The organism is Hyphomonas sp. CACIAM 19H1 (assembly GCF_003325995.1).
Lineage (GTDB): Bacteria > Pseudomonadota > Alphaproteobacteria > Caulobacterales > Hyphomonadaceae > Hyphomonas > Hyphomonas polymorpha.
Genome location: NZ_CP016437.1, coordinates 934844 through 953525, shown reverse-complemented (window position 1 = coordinate 953525; position 18682 = coordinate 934844). Strand labels below are relative to the sequence as shown.

Annotated in this window: 16 protein-coding genes; 13 read left to right on the top strand and 3 right to left on the bottom strand. The window is 59.4% G+C overall.

The window, feature by feature from the left end; genetic code table 11:
• The 13 genes from trbL to BBF93_RS04580 all read left to right on the top strand — a co-directional run bounded on the left by trbL (window position 1) and on the right by BBF93_RS04580 (window position 15393).
• Window positions 1-1323 carry a P-type conjugative transfer protein TrbL gene (trbL, locus tag BBF93_RS04640; protein ID WP_233349273.1) on the top strand — a complete coding sequence of 441 codons (1323 nt, stop codon included), beginning with the start codon at window positions 1-3 and terminating at the stop codon, window positions 1321-1323.
• Window positions 1324-1327: 4 nt separating this feature from the next.
• Window positions 1328-2026 carry a conjugal transfer protein TrbF gene (gene trbF / locus BBF93_RS04635; protein WP_114105126.1) on the top strand — a complete coding sequence of 233 codons (699 nt, stop codon included), beginning with the start codon at window positions 1328-1330 and terminating at the stop codon, window positions 2024-2026.
• On the top strand, window positions 2023-3015 hold the full coding sequence (gene trbG, locus BBF93_RS04630; RefSeq protein WP_114105125.1) for a P-type conjugative transfer protein TrbG: 993 nt from the start codon (window positions 2023-2025) through the stop codon (window positions 3013-3015). Before trbF ends, trbG begins: the two co-directional genes overlap by 4 nt.
• A 4-nt stretch (window positions 3016-3019) precedes the next feature.
• Window positions 3020-4264 carry a TrbI/VirB10 family protein gene (locus BBF93_RS04625; protein ID WP_114105124.1) on the top strand — a complete coding sequence of 415 codons (1245 nt, stop codon included), beginning with the start codon at window positions 3020-3022 and terminating at the stop codon, window positions 4262-4264.
• Complete coding sequence (locus tag BBF93_RS04620; protein ID WP_114105123.1) at window positions 4261-4497, top strand: DUF2274 domain-containing protein; 237 nt, start codon at window positions 4261-4263, stop codon at window positions 4495-4497. Before BBF93_RS04625 ends, BBF93_RS04620 begins: the two co-directional genes overlap by 4 nt.
• A 3-nt stretch (window positions 4498-4500) precedes the next feature.
• A complete protein-coding gene (locus BBF93_RS04615) occupies window positions 4501-4815 on the top strand; it encodes a DUF736 domain-containing protein (protein WP_114105122.1) in 315 nt (104 codons plus the stop codon).
• 33 nt (window positions 4816-4848) lie between these two features.
• Window positions 4849-5076, top strand: a complete 228-nt coding sequence (locus BBF93_RS04610) for a hypothetical protein (RefSeq protein ID WP_114105121.1) — start codon at window positions 4849-4851, stop codon at window positions 5074-5076.
• A gap of 394 nt (window positions 5077-5470) precedes the next feature.
• A complete protein-coding gene (locus BBF93_RS04605; protein ID WP_114105120.1) occupies window positions 5471-6058 on the top strand; it encodes a DUF6088 family protein in 588 nt (195 codons plus the stop codon).
• Complete coding sequence (locus tag BBF93_RS04600; RefSeq protein WP_114105119.1) at window positions 6048-7085, top strand: nucleotidyl transferase AbiEii/AbiGii toxin family protein; 1038 nt, start codon at window positions 6048-6050, stop codon at window positions 7083-7085. The genes BBF93_RS04605 and BBF93_RS04600 overlap by 11 nt, the downstream gene beginning before the upstream one ends.
• A 79-nt stretch (window positions 7086-7164) precedes the next feature.
• The gene (locus tag BBF93_RS04595) at window positions 7165-10947 is read left to right on the top strand and encodes a hypothetical protein (RefSeq protein WP_114105118.1); all 3783 of its coding nucleotides are present in this window, start codon (window positions 7165-7167) and stop codon (window positions 10945-10947) included.
• A gap of 306 nt (window positions 10948-11253) precedes the next feature.
• The gene (locus BBF93_RS04590; protein WP_233349272.1) at window positions 11254-12060 is read left to right on the top strand and encodes a hypothetical protein; all 807 of its coding nucleotides are present in this window, start codon (window positions 11254-11256) and stop codon (window positions 12058-12060) included.
• Window positions 12061-12100: 40 nt separating this feature from the next.
• Complete coding sequence (locus tag BBF93_RS04585; RefSeq protein WP_162786402.1) at window positions 12101-13942, top strand: hypothetical protein; 1842 nt, start codon at window positions 12101-12103, stop codon at window positions 13940-13942.
• Window positions 13942-15393, top strand: a complete 1452-nt coding sequence (locus tag BBF93_RS04580; protein ID WP_114105115.1) for a hypothetical protein — start codon at window positions 13942-13944, stop codon at window positions 15391-15393. The genes BBF93_RS04585 and BBF93_RS04580 overlap by 1 nt, the downstream gene beginning before the upstream one ends.
• Before the next feature lie 6 nt (window positions 15394-15399).
• Here the strand turns inward: BBF93_RS04580 and BBF93_RS04575 are convergent, their stop codons facing one another.
• From BBF93_RS04575 to BBF93_RS04565, 3 genes are all read right to left on the bottom strand, one after another.
• The gene (locus BBF93_RS04575; protein WP_114105114.1) at window positions 15400-16326 is read right to left on the bottom strand and encodes a DUF4238 domain-containing protein; all 927 of its coding nucleotides are present in this window, start codon (window positions 16324-16326) and stop codon (window positions 15400-15402) included.
• A gap of 97 nt (window positions 16327-16423) precedes the next feature.
• Window positions 16424-17236, bottom strand: coding sequence for a hypothetical protein (locus tag BBF93_RS04570; RefSeq protein ID WP_114105113.1), 813 nt, complete (start codon window positions 17234-17236; stop codon window positions 16424-16426).
• Between the two features lie 41 nt (window positions 17237-17277).
• A complete protein-coding gene (locus tag BBF93_RS04565) occupies window positions 17278-18675 on the bottom strand; it encodes a DUF6538 domain-containing protein (RefSeq protein ID WP_114106997.1) in 1398 nt (465 codons plus the stop codon).
• Window positions 18676-18682: the final 7 nt, after the last annotated feature.

Here is an 18682-nt window from a genome sequence, read left to right as displayed (position 1 = left end):
ATGGAAGAGATGGACGTCATCGACCGGTTCCTGGCGACTTTCATTGCCTATATCGACAGCGGGTTCGGCCTGCTGGCCGGTGACGTCGCCTATCTCACCTCGACGCTGATCGTCATCGACATCACGCTGGCGGGGCTCTTCTGGGCGCTGTCGGAAAACGCCGATGTCATCTCCGGCCTCCTGAAGAAGGTCCTCTATGTCGGCTTCTTCGCCTTCCTGCTCGGCAATTTCGCCTTTCTCTCCCAGGTCATCTTCGACAGCTTTGCCGGGCTCGGCCTGACGGCCGGTTCCAGCCTGATCACGGCGGAGGACCTGATGCGGCCAGGCTATATTGCCGGGGTCGGCTTCAATGCCGCGCTGCCACTGCTGGAAGAAGCCGGCGAGCTGATGGGCCCGATCGCCTTCTTCCATAATTTCGTGCTGATCTCGGTGCTGCTGCTCGCCTGGGCGGTCATCATGATCGCCTTCTTTGTCCTGGCCGTGCAGCTCTTCGTGGCAATCCTCGAATTCAAGCTGACAACCCTTGCCGGCTTCGTGCTTGTGCCCTTCGCGCTCTGGAACAAGACCGCGTTCCTGGCCGAACGCGTACTCGGCAATGTCATCACCTCCGGCCTCAAACTGATGGTCCTCGCCATCATCATCGGCATCGGCTCGACCCTCTTTGCGACGATCACCGACGCCTTCTCCGGGACCGAGGACATCACGCTCGCAGAAGTCATGGGCACGGTGCTCGCCGCGCTCGTGTTCCTCTGGATGGGCGTGTTCGGCCCCGGCATGGCAAGCGGGCTCATCACCGGCGCGCCCCAGCTCGGCGCAGGCTCAGCCATCGGCGCGGCCGCTGGCGTGGCGGCCGGTACGGTTGCCGCCGGACTTGGCGCCAAAGCCCTGGTTGGCTCAGCGGCCGGCGGCGCCGCCAGCGCCGTCAAGGCCGGCGCGTCCATGGCGGGCGGCGCGCGCACAGCCTTTGATCTTGGGTCAACGGCTTCCGGCAAAAGCGGCGCCGCGGGCGTTGCCGCCGGTCTCGGCAGCGTCGCCCAGGCGGCCGGCGATACGGTCCGCCGTGCCGCCGCGCGTCCGGCCAGCGCCGTGCGCGAGGCCTACCGGCGCGGGGCGCGCGGCGCCTTCGACGCCACGGGCGGTTCGACCTCAACGCCTCCGGACCCGCCCGCCGCCTCATCGCCCGATAAAAGCCCCGGCTGGGCGCGCGGCATGCAGGCCTCCCAACGCTTCGGCGAAGCCCGCCAGCTCGCGCTTCACAGCCTGCGCGACGGCGACCGCGGGTCCTCCGGCGCCGCTCCCACCCTGAACGACAAGGACGACTGACCCCATGCGCTTCAAACGCCCGACTGCCCATTATGGGAGCTCACCCGTCCCCGAGACCCCCTATCAGAAGGCCGGACAGGCCTGGGATGAGCGCATCGGCTCGGCCCGGGTCCAGGCGAAGAACTGGCGGCTGATGGCGCTGGGGAGCCTCGCGCTGTCGTTTGCCACCTCCGGCGCCCTCGTCTGGCGCAGCCTGCATTCGACGGTGACGCCCTACATAGTCGAAGTCGATGAGACCGGCGCGGCAAAGGCCATCGCCCCGGCGACGCAGCCCTACGCCCCAACAGACGCCCAGATTGCCCATCACCTGGCAGGCTTCATCAGTTATGTCCGTAGCCTGTCGATTGATCCGGTCGTTGTCCGGGAGAACTGGCTCAAAGCTTACGCCTTCGCCGGGCCGGCGGCGGCGGCGACGCTGTCAGAATACGCCCGCGACAATGATCCGTTTGCCGCCATCGGCCGGCGGTCCCGCGCGGTCGAGGTCATCAGCATCGTCCGCGTCTCGGATGACAGCTTCCAGGGCCGCTGGATCGAGAAGACCTATGAGGGCGGCGCGCTCACGGGGGCGAAGCGGTTCACCGGCGTATTCACCCTCACGATCCAGCCCCCCCGGGACGCCGAAACCCTCCGCGCCAACCCCCTCGGCCTTTATGTCCGCGCGCTCAGCTGGAGCGAAGACCTTGTCACAGGAGACAGACCATGACCCGCCTATTTCTTACCGCGTCGCTCGCAACGCTCGCCGCCTGCGCGACCCCGCCCGCGCCTGAGCCGATGGTCGATCATGTCGGATTTGTGGAGGCCCGCCCCACAGAAGACCCGAAACCCGAACGCGTCGAAATCGTTGAGACGGCGGTCCCGCTGCCGCTGCCCGGCCAGCTCAAACCTCTTGATCCTGAGCCCGTAAAAAAGCCCGCACCGACGCCGGAAGTCGCCATTCAGAACGGCCGTGCCGGCGCGGTGATCGAACCCTCCCCGGAGGGGTTCCTCAATGCCGTCCAGGTCTATCCTTATACGGAAGGGGCGCTCTACCGGCTCTATGCGAGCCCCGGCCAGGTGACCGATATCGCGCTCCAGCCCGGTGAAACGCTGGTCTCGGTGTCGGCGGGCGATACGGTCCGCTGGATTGTCGGGGACACGGCGTCGGGCTCGGGGAGCGCGGCCCGGGCGCATATCCTGGTCAAGCCCGTCGCCGCGGGCCTCCAGACAAACCTGATGATCGCCACCGACCGGCGGACCTATCACCTCGAACTGGAATCCACCCCTGCCACCTATATGGCCGCCCTCTCCTGGCGCTATCCGCAGGACGAACTCGCCGGCCTCACGGCCCGCAATGCGAACGCCGCAGCGCAGGAAGCCGTTCCCGTCGAACGCGGCCTAAGCCTGGAGACCCTTTCCTTCGACTACCGCATCACGGGCGACCGTCCGGACTGGACCCCTGTGCGCGTCTTCGATGACGGGCGCCAGGTCTTCATCCAGATGCCAGCTGGCGTCGCTGCCTCGGAAATGCCGCCCCTCTTTGTGCTGTCTTCGGGGGGCACGGCCGAACTCGTCAACTACCGGGTCCGCGGGCCCTACTACATCGTCGACCGGCTGTTTGCCGCCGCCGAGCTGCGCCATGGGACAAAACCCCAGACGGTCGTGCGCATCTCAAAAGCAAGCGCGGCGCCCAGGCCCCGCTGGCGGAGAGGGTGAGCCCATGACCCAGCCGCCACCCTTCAAGGAATCCGCGCGCCAGTTGCAGATCCGCTCGGCGCCGAAGCCCGCCACCCGGATCAATCGCAAACTGCTGCTCGCCGGCGCGGGCCTCGGCGCGCTCGGCCTGTTCGCCGCCGCCACCATTGCGCTCGCCCCGCCCCGTCCTTCAGAGCCCGCACGGCAGGACGAGTTGCTCGCGGCCGGCAAGCGCAAGCCCGAGGGGTTTTCAGCGCTTCCGGCAGACTATACCGCGCTCAGGGGGGCGCCGGTGCTCGGAGCGCCCTTCTCTGGGGATCTCGGCGCGACCATCCGGGCGGCCGAGCAGGCCTATGGCATCGAACCGGATTTCCAGACCGAGTATCGCACGGACTTCCGGTCGCGCCCCGAAGAGGAAACAGCCCGCACCGCGCGGCTGGAAGCCGCCGCCCTGGCCGAAGAGGCGGCCCGCGCGCCGCTCCTGTTCCGTCTGAGCAATGCGGCCACGCCTGCCCCCGCTTCGGCGCAGCCGCCAGACACCGGCTTTGATCTCTCTTCGGAGCTCCTCGCCCTGGCGCGGCCATCCCCGGCCGCCGCAGCGAGCCCCCCGCCCGATCCAAACCTCCAGGCCCGGAAGACCGCGTTCGTGATCGACCGCGCCGTGAGCCCTATCTATAATCCCGACCGCGTTCAGGATCCGCTCTCGCCCTACCAGCTGATGGCGGGCGCCCTGATCCCAGCGAGCCTGATCACCGGCATAAACTCCGATCTTCCCGGCCCGGTCATCGCCCAGGTCACGCAGAATGTTTATGACACCGTCCGCGGGCAGTATCTCCTGATCCCGCAGGGCAGCCGTCTCATCGGCCGCTACCAGTCGGAAGTCTCGTTCGGCCAGGACCGGGCGCTGGTCGTCTGGGACCGGATCCTGATGCCCGATGGCAGCTCGATCACGATCTCCGAGCCAGGCAGCGACGTATCCGGCTATGCGGGCCTCAGGGACAGGACCGATCATCACTGGGACAGGGTCTTCGCCGCTGCCGGTCTCGCAACCCTGCTCGGCATTGGCGCCGAGCTCGGCCCCGGCGAGGACGGCGACATCGAGCGTGCAATCCGCCGGGGCACGACGGACACCATCAACGAAGCCGGCCAGCGCGCGGTAGATCGCAGCCTCGCTATCCAGCCCTCCATTACCATCCGTCCGGGCTGGCCCGTCCGCGTCCTCGTGACAAAGGACCTCGTCCTGCGCCCCTATCCGGAGACAGCCCCGTGAACCTGCGCCTTGCAAAACTCCCTGACCGCACGCCGGCCCGGCTCACCCTCGCGCTTGATCCGGATACCGCGGCCGCGCTGCAGGATTATGCGGCGCTCTATCAGGAAACTTATGGCGAAGCCGAGCGCGCAGAAACGCTCGCCGCTGCCATGATCGAGATGTTCCTGGCTTCAGACGCCGGGTTCAGACGGGCCCGCAAAGCCCTGCCCAAACCTGCCAGCAAAGGAGACTGACCCATGGCACAGATCGGCGCATTCACCCTAAAGGACGGAACCTGGACCGGAACAATCCGCACAATGACCATCAATGTCAAAGCCCAGCTTGTTCCTAACAAGGACAAGACACAAGGCGCGCCGGATTTCAGGCTCTATGCCGGCGGCGCAGAACTTGGCGCCGCCTGGCATCAGGAGTCCAAGGATGGCGAAACGCCGTTTCTCGCCGTCAAGCTCGACGACCCGGGCTTCGCCAGTCCCCTGCGGGCCGCCTTTTTCGAGAACGAGAAGGAAGGCAGCGGAGTCATGGTGTGGAACCGGGCGAAAGCGCAGGCCTGACAACCGAGCCAGAAAAAAAAGAGTTAAGCGCTCATGGACAAGGGCCATCAGGTCACGGAACAGGAGATCGAAAGCAGCCTGAGCAGCGTCGCCCGTCTGATCGACAGATATGGCGACGCCTACTGGCCCGTCTTTGAACGATTGGAACGCGAACTTTCCCTCCGCAAAGACCGTCAGCGCAGGGTGATGGCTCATTTGTTACACGACAGGAAAACTGCGAAAGTCAGTTTAGCGGCCAAGAAGGACAGGAACACGCATTGACTAAGGTACGGGTACCGAGAGTCGAGACCCAATTGCGCCGATGATCCATATTTCCAGTAATAGAGCACCGATATCACGGAAGCTGATTGCGGCAACCCAGCGTCTCCGTTTCAGGCACCTGCTGGCCGCTTTCCGTATCCTGATCGGTGTCAGCCAGTTCATGATGGGCATGATTTCGGGGCGCCACTTCGCGGCGCATTCGATCAACAAAGTGACCTGCCGCTGAGATTTTTCTCCAAATTGAGTTAGACTCCGGCCCAAACCGGGCGCCGCCGACGTTTTGAAACTACCTCCATTTATCAATGGATTATAAACGCCCTCATCCTGAGCCACTCCCGGAGGGCTTGAAAACTGTCAGAAATTGTACTACGTTTCTGACAGTTGGAGACCCGAAATGAACACGTCAGAAGCCATCCTTCGCTATGCCGAGAGCCTGCCAGAAGGCTCGCCGATCGCGGCCAAAGAGTTGCTGCATCTTGGCGAGCGCGCAAGCATTGATCAGGCGCTGTCGCGGCTGGTAAAGCGCGGCGCGCTGATCCGCGCTGGTCGCGGCGTTTATACGCGCCCGGTTGTTTCGCGATTTGGCAAGCGCGCCCCATCCCCTGAGAAGTTCGTGGAACAACTCTCCACACATACTGGCGAAGCGGTGGCGCCGAGCGGCGCTGCCGCAGCGAACATGCTGGGCCTTACGACCCAGAACCCGACGGTGACGGTGTATCTCACATCCGGCCGCAGCCGCTCGCTAGCGCTTGGCCGGCAGAAAATAGAACTTCGCCATGCACCGGCCTGGCTGCTTCAGCGGCCTTTGGAGCGCTCGGGTCAGGCCGTGCGCGCGCTGGCATGGATGGGGCGAGAGCACGCGCCGGAAGCCGCACGTCGGCTTGGCATCGCATTAAGCGCGAAAGAGAAGCAGGAACTCCTGTCTATGCGCTCAATGGTACCCGGCTGGATGGCGAAGGAGATCAGCGCCCTTGCCCTCTGACGAACAGCTCCAGGCATTTCTGTCGTTGGCCAACGCGGAGCGCGCAGAGGCGCTTGCGGTCGCGGCTGATGTCACCGGGCGGCCCGCGCATCTCCTCGAAAAGGATGTTTGGGTCGTCTGGACACTGAACAAGCTGTTTTCGACGCCGTTCGGCGGCGACCTGGTTTTCAAAGGTGGTACATCGCTCTCAAAGGCGTATGATGTCATCAATCGATTTTCCGAAGACATCGATCTGACTTACGACATCACCGCCTTTATTCCCGATCTGGCGACGAAAGAATCTGGCGGCATTCCGCCCAGCCGCTCTCAGGCCACCAAATGGACAAATAAAGTCCGGGAAGATCTCCCCGCATGGGTCAGTGGAACGGCCATGCCGGCGATAGAGGCTGCGCTCAAGACCGATGGATTGACGGCTAAACTAACCGCTGACGGTGAGAAGCTGACTATAGCATTTGCCCCCGCAGCTGTGGGCAACGGCTATGTCAAACCCGAAGTCGTTGCCGAGTTCGGAGCGCGCTCGACGGGCGAACCAGCAACCGCGGTTGAAATTTCCTGCGACGCAGCGACAGCCCTCCCGACGCTGACATTTCCCACGGCAAAGGTACGCGCCATGGCACCTGAGCGGACCTTCTGGGAAAAAGCCACGGCCGTGCATGTCTTCTGCGAAGGCGGCCGGCATCGCGGGCGCCCAGCTTTCGCGCGTCACTGGCACGACTTGGTGCGGCTGCAACGAAAAGGTATTGCGGATAAGGCGATCGCGGACAAAGCGCTAGCTTCCGCTGTGGCAACGCACAAATCCATGTTCTTTCGCGAAAAGAACGCTGAGAACGCAGAGATCGATTACGCAGCGGCCGTGGGAGGCAATCTGACTCTCGTGCCGACCGGAGACCGCCTCGAAGAATTGCGCAATGACTATCAGTCGATGATCAACGACGGACTTCTATTTGATGACGTCGATGATTTCGAAACGCTCCTGGTGCAGATTGAGGCGATTCAAAATCTCGCAAACGAAACAAGCGGCAAATGAAGTAAATTCCAGATCCCTGGATTGCAATCTCAAAGCATCCAGGCAGTGACACAACCGGATATAACCGGAGATCCGGCCGATGAGTGAGCGTTCCTCCAAAAATGCCAATCCAAGTGCTGGGTCTAATGCCGGTCGCGGCTTTCGCTACCAGGACCGGGTCGGCGCCTTGTTCCTCGTTCAGATGCTTGTGGGCATTGCAGACTTCGACGCTGTTGTGCCCGAAGGCAGCGATGATTTTGAGCTTCGAAAAGCTGACGATGTAACGTTAGTCGACACGAAGACCAACCGCTACGGCGCGCGTACTCGCACCGCTAATCTAGATCGTTCCGACCTGGTGAAATTGTGGAAAAGGCCTCTTCGCCCGGACGTTCGCGCATCCAATTATTGGTTAGTCGTGGAACGAACCTTCAAAGACAATGCGGACCGCATTTCCGGAAACGAACTCTTTTCGACAACGCCCAGCCAAAATGCCGGACAATCAACGGTATTGATTGAGCGGGATCCTTCGAGATCAGCGACTGCATTGCTTACCATGCATAAGGGACTGACGCCGCTGGCTGCTGAACTGGTTGTACTCGCCCTTGCGCGGGAGGTTGGCCATTTGGCTGACGAGAATGGGCCGCTTCCGCTTTCGGATCGTAAATCGATCACTTTGACCGAGGTGGAAGCAATTGCCAGCCGAGTTCTGAGTGCCGTTGATACTGAACGTCTTAACAAAATCATTCGTATGGGCGTGTTGTCGCCTGTCGACTTTCTGACGCCGGTTTTGGACGACGGATTCTACCTTGGAGTTGATGTTCAGCCCGGTCATTTTGCGGCGGGCCTCGCATTGGATAGGCCCGAAGCGACGGCCAGTGTACGTCAAGCATTTGAACGAACGCGTATTGTCGTCGTAACCGGACCTTCCGGCGCGGGCAAATCCGGTTTGATGTGGAACGCCGTTATCGCGATACGCGAAGGCCGTCTCTGGTTTAGCGTGAACTCATCAGCGCTTCCTGAACCGGAAATGCTTTCTGCTTTTTTTGCAGCATATGCCGGGACTCCAATAGGTTTGGTCGTGGATGACATTGGAAGAGGAAAGCTTCAGATATGGGATGCCCTTCGTTCATTCTGCGCGACGGAGACCAATGCGCTGCTGATTGGTTCAATACGCACCGAAGACACCGCCCTGCTTGCGGAGCGTTACAAAATTTCTGAAGTGAACGCCGCTGGAGACAAGATTCTGGCGCGATCGCTATGGTCTGAGCTGCGCAGCCGAGGGCAGACGCAATGGTCCGGATGGGAGGAGCCTTGGGGTCGAGCAGAAGGCCTGCTTCTGGAATATGGCCATATCCTGACACAGGGTGACCGACTGGAAGGTGTGATTCTCGATCAGATTCGCAGGCGGCTCACAGAGGAGCGCGATGCAGAACTTGCGATCCTGAACACAGCTGCGCCAATTGCGGCACATCGTGGATCTGTATCGCTCGATGTGTTGAGGAATCAATTGGGGTTTGAACGAGCGGAGATGTCGCGCGCGCTTGAGCGACTGATTTGTGAGCATCTCATACGGATTAATGAGGCTGGAACAGAAATTTCGGGATTGCATGCGCTGAGGGCCGCAAAAATCTGCGCCGCATTGCAAGAGGTTGGCTACTCGACCGGACCGGAGCAAGCGATCGCCGCCATATCATCCGCCAGTTCCCAAACGCTTGAGCCTGTTGTTTACGGAGTGGTTTCGGCCAAGGCTGTTGAGCGCGACGTCGCCACCCAAGCATTGAGTGACAGAGTATCCAGCAGCCGCTCGCTATCTGACGCAGCTAGCGCGATCCGAGGCCTCAGAAGCGCTGACACCACTCTCGCCGCTCGCGATTGGCTGAAATCTCTTGGCGACGGCGGCATCCCCAAGAAGGCCGCAACGATATGCGCAATGTTGGGCCTTTTGCCCAGCGCCGACATGCCCGATATCGCAGACATGCGAAAGTTGGCAGAGTGCGGCCGCAGTTTGTTTAACACAGTTGCCAACTGTCGAATACCGAAAGACCTAGTGGACGCGGCTATATCGACACTCGAAGCCACAACATCAGAGTCTGCGGAAGACTATAGTGTCGTGCTGAGCTCATTGAGCCGCGCGCCCCTCAATGACTATCAAATTGCGCGGCTTGTCGACGCGCGCCCTCCATTGGAATACATGTCCATCAGAGATGTGGTCGCGCTCATGGACGCCGCAGAGAGCATAGACGCTCGCATCGCTGCAGGCTGGGCTACCAGAGAAATGGGCGCGAACGATCAAGACCTGATCAGCCGCCTGGAAGCAGAAACGCCCTTTGCACTGCCGATTACAACTGAGCAAACAGCGGAAGGAAAAATCGTCTGTGGGGATATTTTTGAGGCCGCAGTGAAAGAAGGAGAGAATCCGAACGATCAGCTTGTTCAACATTGTGACGCCATCTTGCGTCTCGCACCCGACGCCAAACTCGCCCGTGTCCGGTTGGTGACTTCGGAAGGAACTAAATCGCTCCATCTCGATGCTGAGAAACGGATCTCAAGGGCCAATTCTCCTCCTGAGGCTTTCGCCGTGGCGAACCGGCGCGTCATTGACAGCGTCGCCCGTGAAATTGGCGCCGCGAGCTGGTCCGAGTATCTTTCGCGCGGAGAAGCACTTGCGAAACGCGGATTTCACGCTTTCTGCAAGTTGTTAGGTGATCTACAGGTACGGCGATTTGATCCGGCCACGCTGGAAGAGTTGAACGAGGTCGTCAGCGCTTGTGATGACTTAATCGCACCTGCGGAGCCGCCCAAAAACGCTACTGGCGCCGACTCTTCATTTTCCGGGAAACATCTGACGCCGCTGCAGGATCTGATTTTCAATTTGAATGGTCGATTTTGCGCAGACATTGCCACTTTGCCAAAAGACGCGTCGCGGATCGCTGTGAATGCGCGAACCCTGATCGTACGTTGTGAGAGCGCTATGCAGGAGCCGTGGCAACTTTTGGGAAGCGGTCCTCCAGAAATTTTGACATCTATTGGGCGTCTCCTTCGAGACATCGAGATCGTCGCCCTGGAAGCTGCAGCGTCAAACATAGACCCGCGAACGCGTTGGCCGGCAACGAACAATAAGCCGAAAGGTGCATTTGCACTCGTGGCGCGCGCATCGCGCGCTTCATTTCAAACGCGGTTGCAAGAGCAACGACGGGCATTGGAGCGACTTGTTGCGCATGAATTACCAGGCGCAGCGGTGATTGCCCCCAAATCAGATGACGGTGTTCTTTGGAGAACGCGCTTCGTTGCGACGTTTCCGCTTATGAATTTTGACGCGCTTCAGTCTTGGACCCTCAACGCCCGACACATTGGAGAGCGCATCCGGGCAAAGCTAACCGACGAAGATGACATCTGTCTTGTGCCGGTCCTAAATAAATCCGCAATTCCAGATTTTTCCTATCAAATCAGCCACGCAACTCCCCTGTCGATAGTGGGCAGGACGCTAGAAGCCGCAGGAAGGACGAACTTGCTGACACTTCCAGATAACAATCTGTTGGAGCGACTACCTGTAAAGTCAGTCTTCATACCGACTGAGTTTTCAGTGGTATTCCGTGCTCTGAGGGATATTGAAGGAATGACGAATTTTGGTCTAGCTCAAGAAGGCAGGCCAGGTTCCGAGCGAAGACGCTTTGAAGAGGCGCTGCAGGAAATTGAAGATCATGGAGCACGGCTCCTCGAACTACTATCCGACATAAGCAACCCGGCTGTTACCCGCGTACGTTCCGTCATCGAACATTTCTTTTCCGATGCACACGATGACAAAGTGCTGGACAAAGAACTGTCGCCCAGCGACTTGCATCATGTAATTCTGCTCCTAGTATTCAAATTGACCGAAGGCTGATCATAAACTACGCGAGTATATTTTTGAGATCGATCCAACCTTGCTTGGACACTCCCCTGCGCAATCTCCTACGCAATGGGCTTTATGCGCTGCATGTTTTCCAATCAGTTCAGCGCTTTCCGGAAGAAGATTTCCAATTGGCGCGCTGAGTCAACCGCAACGCGGTGTATGCATTGCGTCAGCATTGGTAAGGTAACTTACTCAAAAAAAAGTGGCGCCCCGCATTGCGGAAAGTTAGGAATAATCTCTTCTACTATGCTGAAGTGCAAGAGTGTCACGAGCGTGCGCGAGTCGTCATAGATATTCGTGAGCACTTCAGAAGGGGCGTTTAAAATGTTGGAAATCATAAAGTTCGTTCTCGAAAAAATAGATTTCGCAGGTATCGCCAAACACCTGCGGGAAAGTCGCAACAGAAGGGCCTCAGCCAAACTCTTCCTTATTCTATCGACTTCCTACGACGTCATTGAGTTGTATCGGACAATCTTGGAGGAAATGCAGGCAGCACTCAGCGGGCACACCAAATCTGATACAGGGCATCGATTTCATCTGAACCACTATCGCATGCGAAACTTACTTCAAACACAATGGCAGAATCTCGAACGTTTGGATCTGTTGATTTCCGAAATGGGCGAAGAAGTGAGTCTATTAGAGAATGGCTTCGGAAATGCTCTGAGAGAAATACTTCCCTACAAGTTTGGTATTTTGTTTGAAGCGCAACAACTGTTGGCCGAAGGCCGATTGGGTTTGGGAAATACGGATATCAACCACTTGGCCAAGGGGCAGGACGGAAAGTTCCGTACGCTGTGGTTCACATCGGAGCCGCCAACTGAAGATCGCGATGAAATCGCAAAATATCTTCATGGATGGAATGGCACCAAAAAGGATGTACACGATGTGAACTTCCACGACGGTGATGAATTTTTCAAAACCCTAAAGTGGTACATTGATGAGGTGCAGCCGTTTGATCAATTGGATGAACTAGAGCGCCTGGTGGAGCGGTACAAAACAGCACTGATAGACAATCTCACTTTGGAAGATGTGCTCTCTGAATTTGGTGCTCTGAAGCGCTATGAGAATTGGACACGCCAATCGCACGCGCATCCCGCGCGGTAATCCTCACACCATCTAACAGGTGCTAAAATTAAACTCATCGGTGACCGGGGGTCAGCAAAGCACCATTCGTTCGGTTTTCCCGCAGAACGAAGAGCTTCCCAACCTCCTGAAGAGTTATCAGTGCTTGCATAATTTGCCATCAAAGGCAGTTATCAGGACGAGAGATCTCACTCTGGAGCAACGGGGCATGCCGCAAAGTATTTTCTTTTCCTGGCAAAGCGATACCAGCCCAACGACTGGCCGCAACTTTGTTCGCAAAAGCCTTGAAAAGGCCGTCCAGAAACTGGCTCAGGATGCTGACCTCTTCCTCCCTGATCGGGAAATGGAGATTGACAGCGACACGTCTGGCGTTCCCGGCTCGCCGCCGATTGTCGAGACCATATTCAGCAAGATTGATAAGGCGACCGCCTTCGTCGCCGACCTGACTTATGTCGGAACGCGGACGAAGGATCGGCTAATGCCTAATCCCAACGTCACGCTTGAATATGGCTGGGCTTTCAAAGCGCTTGGTTCGAAACGCATCCTTTCAGTCATGAATGTTGCTCACGGGCACCCGGAAGCTCACCCTCTTCCCTTCGATCTTCAGCATCTACGCCGGCCGATTCTCTTTGATCTTCCCGACGACGCGGACGAGGCAGCTCGCGCAGCAGAGCGGGATAAGCTTGTTAAGGCGCTCTTTAGTGCTCTCAAACTCATTCTCGTCCTTGGGGCTCCTCAATCAAAGGACGCTGATCCGCACCCCCATGATGTTGAACTTCTGGCCCGCGTCCGTGCCCAGCTTTCAGACGCTCTCGTCCGCTTCCTGCGCGACCATAATTTCGGGACACCATTCCACTCAGACATTCTCGATCCGATCGGCGAGATGGCACAGGGCTGGCGGGGCGCACGCTATGAATTTCACGACGCCAACCTGCAGGCTTCGTTTGCCGAGGTCATCGCGAAATCGACAGACTTGATGAACGTGGTGAGTGTCCGGACCTACCTGTCCCGCGGAAATTCAAAAGTTTCCACCGCCAAGACGGACGAGGATCTGGATATTGGTATTCAGCCCGAAACATTTCAGGCGATTGCGGAGATGAACCAGCTTGCGCGCGCATTGGCCTCAGCGATCGACGTGTTCGAACGAATGGCTCGCGACCGTGTAAGAGTTGCTGGCCCAGCGCCCCCGGATACCGACCTCAGCGCCGATGCATCGCAATTGATCGAGAATTTGGCCTCGCATGAGGGGCGGGGCGAAGTGCCGGCGATTGTGGTCCGCCCCAAAGTGATCGTGCGCCTCGCGCCTCATGAAGCGACCAAAGGCCAGCGCCTCGATCCCAAACGTGTCGTCCAAGCCATGCTTGGCGTTCCCCCTCTCCCTGACATTGCGGTGAGTTCGGGCAGTGACGAACAGCAATGGTGGAGCTGCGATCCGCCAAGAGGCGTCGACGGCAAGCCCAATGGTGAATCCCGCTGGCTGGCGCGCCTCGTCCGTCCAGGCACGGTCGAACTCCAGGCGACAATCGGTGAACGGATCGATGATGATCCAGAGATCGCCGTCGACGGGCGTGATCTCGAGCGCCTGATTGTCAGCAGCATAGAACGGGCCGGTTCGGTGTTGAAAGCGCTCGACCTCTCTGGGCCAACTACAATATCGATCAGCCTGATGGGTGTTGAGGATGTCATCCTAACACGCGCGCGGCCCGGCGGCCGCAAGATCGTTAAGCCGTATATCCAGCTGCCGGTGACGACGGCGCCCAGCCTTATCAAGGGCGTGGGCTCGGCGCTCCAGGAACAGTTCGACATCCTCTGGCAATCGAGCGGCTGGGCAGACGGGTCGCCCTCGTTTCAGTCCGGCACCTGGCATGCTGGCGGAGACAGGCTGCACGGCGGACCATCGTAGTGACACCGCTTCCGTGGTCCCTTCTCGATATCTATACCCTCGCTCTCCCTCGCGGTCATGGGTTTGGACAACGCCCGCCTGAAGAAGCCTGGACGAGTGAAGACGGAATAGCGTGCGCTATCATCACGCGGCATGCCCAAACCGGTGACATCGGCCTGATCGTCATGCGTCGCCGCGTGGATCATGTCTGGACGGTGATACTCGACAAAACCGGCATAGATGATCTTGATCATGCCCGTACCATCGCGCGCACGGAGATCAAGGAAGGGCAGCCGCCAGAACCGATTCCTCCAAGTGTCCCTCGAAGGCCTTCGCTGGTAAAACGTGAAGGCAGAGACCCGAGTAAGATGTTCATGCTGCTCGCGCAGCCAAGCCATCTTAACGGGGCCTGGGTTCTCAACCAGCTCTACCTTTCAATGCCGCGCCCCGATCGCAACTGGGTTTCAGATTTCCAGACAGGCAACTTCCATACGCGTCTCTGGGAAGCGCAGCTTCTGGCCAGCTTTCGCGAGCAAGGGCTTCTCGTCACACAGCCGGAGGAGTCGCCGGATTTTCGGATCGAGAACCGGCTTGGCGGCGCTGCCTGGGTCGAGGCCGTGACCGCCAATCCGCAGATGCCTTACGAGCACTTTAACGCCCGGCCTGTTTTTCAACCCGACGCCACCGAAGAACTCTTCTTCGGCGAGGCGGCGGTTCGGTTCGCCAAGACAATCGGAAGCAAGCTCCAGAGACGATACGATCAGCTGCCTCATGTGCAGGGTCAGCCTTTCGCGCTTGCTGTCGCTGATTTCCATGCGCCCTCATCCATGGTGTGGAGCCGGCAGGCGCTACTGGGCTATCTCATGGGGCTCGGCGCCGCTCGTGCAGACGGTGTAGGACGTAGCCCTATGGTCGTTCACCAGAAAAGGCATCTGCTAGGCGCTTCAAGCTTTCCCGCCGGGCTATTCACGGACGATCGTCACAGTGAGCTTTCCGCCATCATCTTCACGAACGCCTGCACGCTGGGTAAGTTTAACCGCATTGCCCTCTCGCGCGGGATGACCGATCGGGGACTGCGCTTTATCCGATACGGTACATTCTTCGATCGAAACCCTGACGCACTCGATGGTATTCCTTTCTGTCTAGATGTTCAGGGCAAGGAGTACCTCTCCCTATGGCCTCAAGGGTATGAGCCTTGGTGCGCCGAGTTGGAGGTCATTCACAATCCGTTTGCGCAACATCCACTTCCCGAGGCGTTGATTCCTGAGGCCACCCACTGGTTCAGAATGCATGATGAATGGATATGCCGTTCCCATTACGCAACCAGCATCCTCTCGTCCCGCACGCTCATCCAAAATGCTTCTGATCCCGTCCCGACTTACGATTCCCTTCCCGAGCATCTCTACCGTCTGGCGCGGCGCGCGATCGAAGAAGCCCGGACACGCACCCGCGATCGGGATCCATCAGGCTGAGGCGAGCTAGGCCTTGGGCAGAAGCCAAGATTGTCTGTGCCCTTTGGCCGGCGGCTTCGCGCACAGGTGTTTCCTCAACATCAGCTTATGGGTCGCTTTTAGTGCGAAGACGCGCTTGACGGCCTGGTCCGCTTGGGCGCGGTTGAAGGCGCGCGCAAGGCGCCCGGCGGCGGCTTCTTGTCCGAGGTAGTTGATAGTCTCCTGATTATTGGCCGCGATGAAGTAACGGTCCGGACCAATTGGGAGCGCAAGATAGCTGTCGTGCTGGTTCATGCCGTTGCTGTGGAGCAGCGGATCATCCCCGACTACGATCTCCACTTCTGACCGGATCACCGCCCAACGCATCTGCGAGATCTGCGCCGCCATTCTTTGCGATCGGAGCATCCGAATGAACAGGCTCGCCCAAGCTTCGTCTCGAAAGGACTGGTCTGCGGTTTCAAAAAGGGTGGCAAGGTTCGGCGGATCTTCCGGCCGCCGCCGCGTTTGATACTCGCTTTCAAAATCGGCAAACCGCTCTGGATCGGTCTGGGCGACAAGTTCGCGCAGATAGGTCACGCTGCGCGGATTACGGAAATAGAGCGACAAAAGAAAGTCGCCCCATGCCTCACTATCGGTTCGGTCTACATCCTCATACTCGGGCGACTCAATTCGGGCCAAGGCTCTGGCGGCATTGTTATCAATCCGCTGGAGATAGTTGAGTTCGATGTCCTGACGTGCCGCCGGGTCTGATCGCGACATTACCGCGTAGAGATCCTGCTCATAGCCGGTGGACCTCGGAGTGTAGCGGTTCATAACGACCTTGCGCTTCAGGCGCCGAAATACACAGATCTTTCCGTCGGCAGGATCGGCCCAACGCTGGAGCAGAAAGATCGGATTGTGATGGTGTCGTCTTGGAATTGACATGGCGCGCCTCGGCATTACCGACTTGCTCATCGGGTCTTTCTTTGAACGGATCAAGCTCGACCGGCGCTTCTCGCCAAGCCAACTGCGGCGCCCGAGCGCATGCTACCGGTCACACGACGACAGCTTTTTACCTTAACAAGATCAGCACGACCCGCACCAGCGTCTCAGCCGCAGGCGCGAAGAATAGGAGCGCACCGGTGTAGGCGAACACAGTGGCGAGCCGGCTGGACACTGGAGAGCGTAGAGCAAGGGCGTCGAGATGCGCCGCCAGTAGCTGATAGATTTCCATCCTCAGACCTGGACCTGCGAGGAGCGCGCCTGCGCCGTGCGCCAGTCCGCGGACGATATCATCGCGCGCCGTCTCGGGCATACGCACTTTGCCTGTCGACTGCAGTTCGACGAGCCAGCCCTTCAGACGCGCCCGCAATTCTTCATTGGCAGGGCTTTGCCCCATCCAGAAGACTTGTCCGGCTTGGGCAAACGACAACAACGCGGAGATCGCGGGCGCCTGCACCACGGCGTGACGTGAAGCGAGCGCATCACTCGCCGCCAGCATCATGGCGGAAGGAGTCTGTAAGCGGAGTACTTCGTCGACATAATCTGCGGGACGATTGAACCGCTTTACAGTTTCGGGACAGCGCGCAGCATAAATCGCCCAAGCGATCAGGATAAATATGGCGCCCAGATAGAGGAGATGCATGCGAAGCTGGGCGTCGAACAAAAGATCGCCACCCAGTGTTTGCTGGTCTCGCAAGAACTCTGCGAGTTGGTCACTGTAGAGTATAGCGTAGCCAATTGCGGGAATGATCGCGACAATGCGAACCAGCGGCGAGCGCAGAATGAGCCCTGAAGCGCGCCAGTCTCCAGTCCAGCGCCACCATAGCAGGTTCCAAAAACGAACACGCTGACCAAGCGGGTTTTGAGAAGGTTGTTCAGACATGACCTCTACATTTGCGCGAGTCGATCTTCCGGAACATGGCTTTACCTCTCCCGGAACGCCTCCGCCCACCCCTCCGGCACTGGATGCGCAATCTTCAACAACTGATCCCGCCGATACGCCATCGACCCGCCATCGCCGTATGCCGGCCGCGAATTCGCATGCCCCATGATCATGCACCGGAACCCGTAATCGAGCTCAGCTTCCTGCATGCGCTTCTCGAACGAATGCCGCAGCGAATACACCTTGTGCGCCGACGTTGGGAACAGCCCGCGTGATTTAAGCGCCGTCATCAGGTTGGCTGAGAGGAGGTCCGGCTTGTCGCGGTAGTGTGGGAACCCTTTCGGCGCGCGCCGCATGGCTTCCAGCGCGACGCCGACCAGCGGGATATCCCGGATTGAGGACACCGTCTTGATCTCCCGGTCTTTCTTGGGCCGGATCGAGATATAGGGCACGTCCGCCTTGAGATGGATGTCCTCTTCCAGGAGGTTTGCGATTTCGCCGGGCCGGCAGCCGGTCTCGATCAGCGTGTAGAGGATAAGGTCTGCGCCGCCGATAAGGCCGATGAGCGCGCGCGGCGCCAGGATCTTTGATCGAACCCACGCATCCTCAAACGGGGGCACATCCGTTGTCTGACGGTCCTTGAACGCGAGGTTTCGGAACGGGTTGGGCCGGTCTTCTTCGCCGATGTATTTGAACCAGGCGCTGTAGAGGAGGCGCATGTTGCCGACGTCCCGGTTGGCCGTCTTCGTGCTCAGGGCCTCCCGGCCGGGTTTCGGCATGACCCGGTCTTTCCACCAATTGTAATACTGCAGGGCATCCTGCCGGGTGATGTCGCGCATGTTCCGGTCGCCGACGACATCGATAAAGTACTGCACGCCCCTCCGCTTGGTTTTCTTCCAGGCCCGGATCTGGGTTTCGGATTTGCCGATGAGTTCGCTCGCGGCGATGTCCGAGCAGTAAATCTCGAAGGCGGCCGATACTGTCACGGGCGGCGGCGGAACGGTACCCAGAAGGGCGTCCGCCTCGACTTTTTCAGTCGGGCTCGGGCGGCCTTTGTCTGCTGCGTCCACGCGGCGGATGCGGGCCACGAGTTCATCAAGACCCGCCTCGCTCGCCAGCTGCTCGACGGGGGCATAGACAAAGCCTCGGGCGAGCGCGCGCGTCTGGGCGGCCTTGTAACGGCGCTGGGCCTGGTCGATCTGGAAGGCGAGGTTTTCAGGGGAGCCGGTGTCCCCGGCGGTACCCGCGAGCATCGCCCAGTAGAGGTCGTCGGACTCCTCCATGGCGTCGCGCCGCATCCGTGCAATCTCGAGGGACCGGGTCCGCAGCGAGCACTCAATCACGCCGCGCGGATCATACTGTCCGTAGCGTTTCGGGACCCGGCGCTGATAGTGCCAGTAGCCCTGTTTCAGCTTGAGATGCCGGTTCGTTCTCTCCACCACCCAA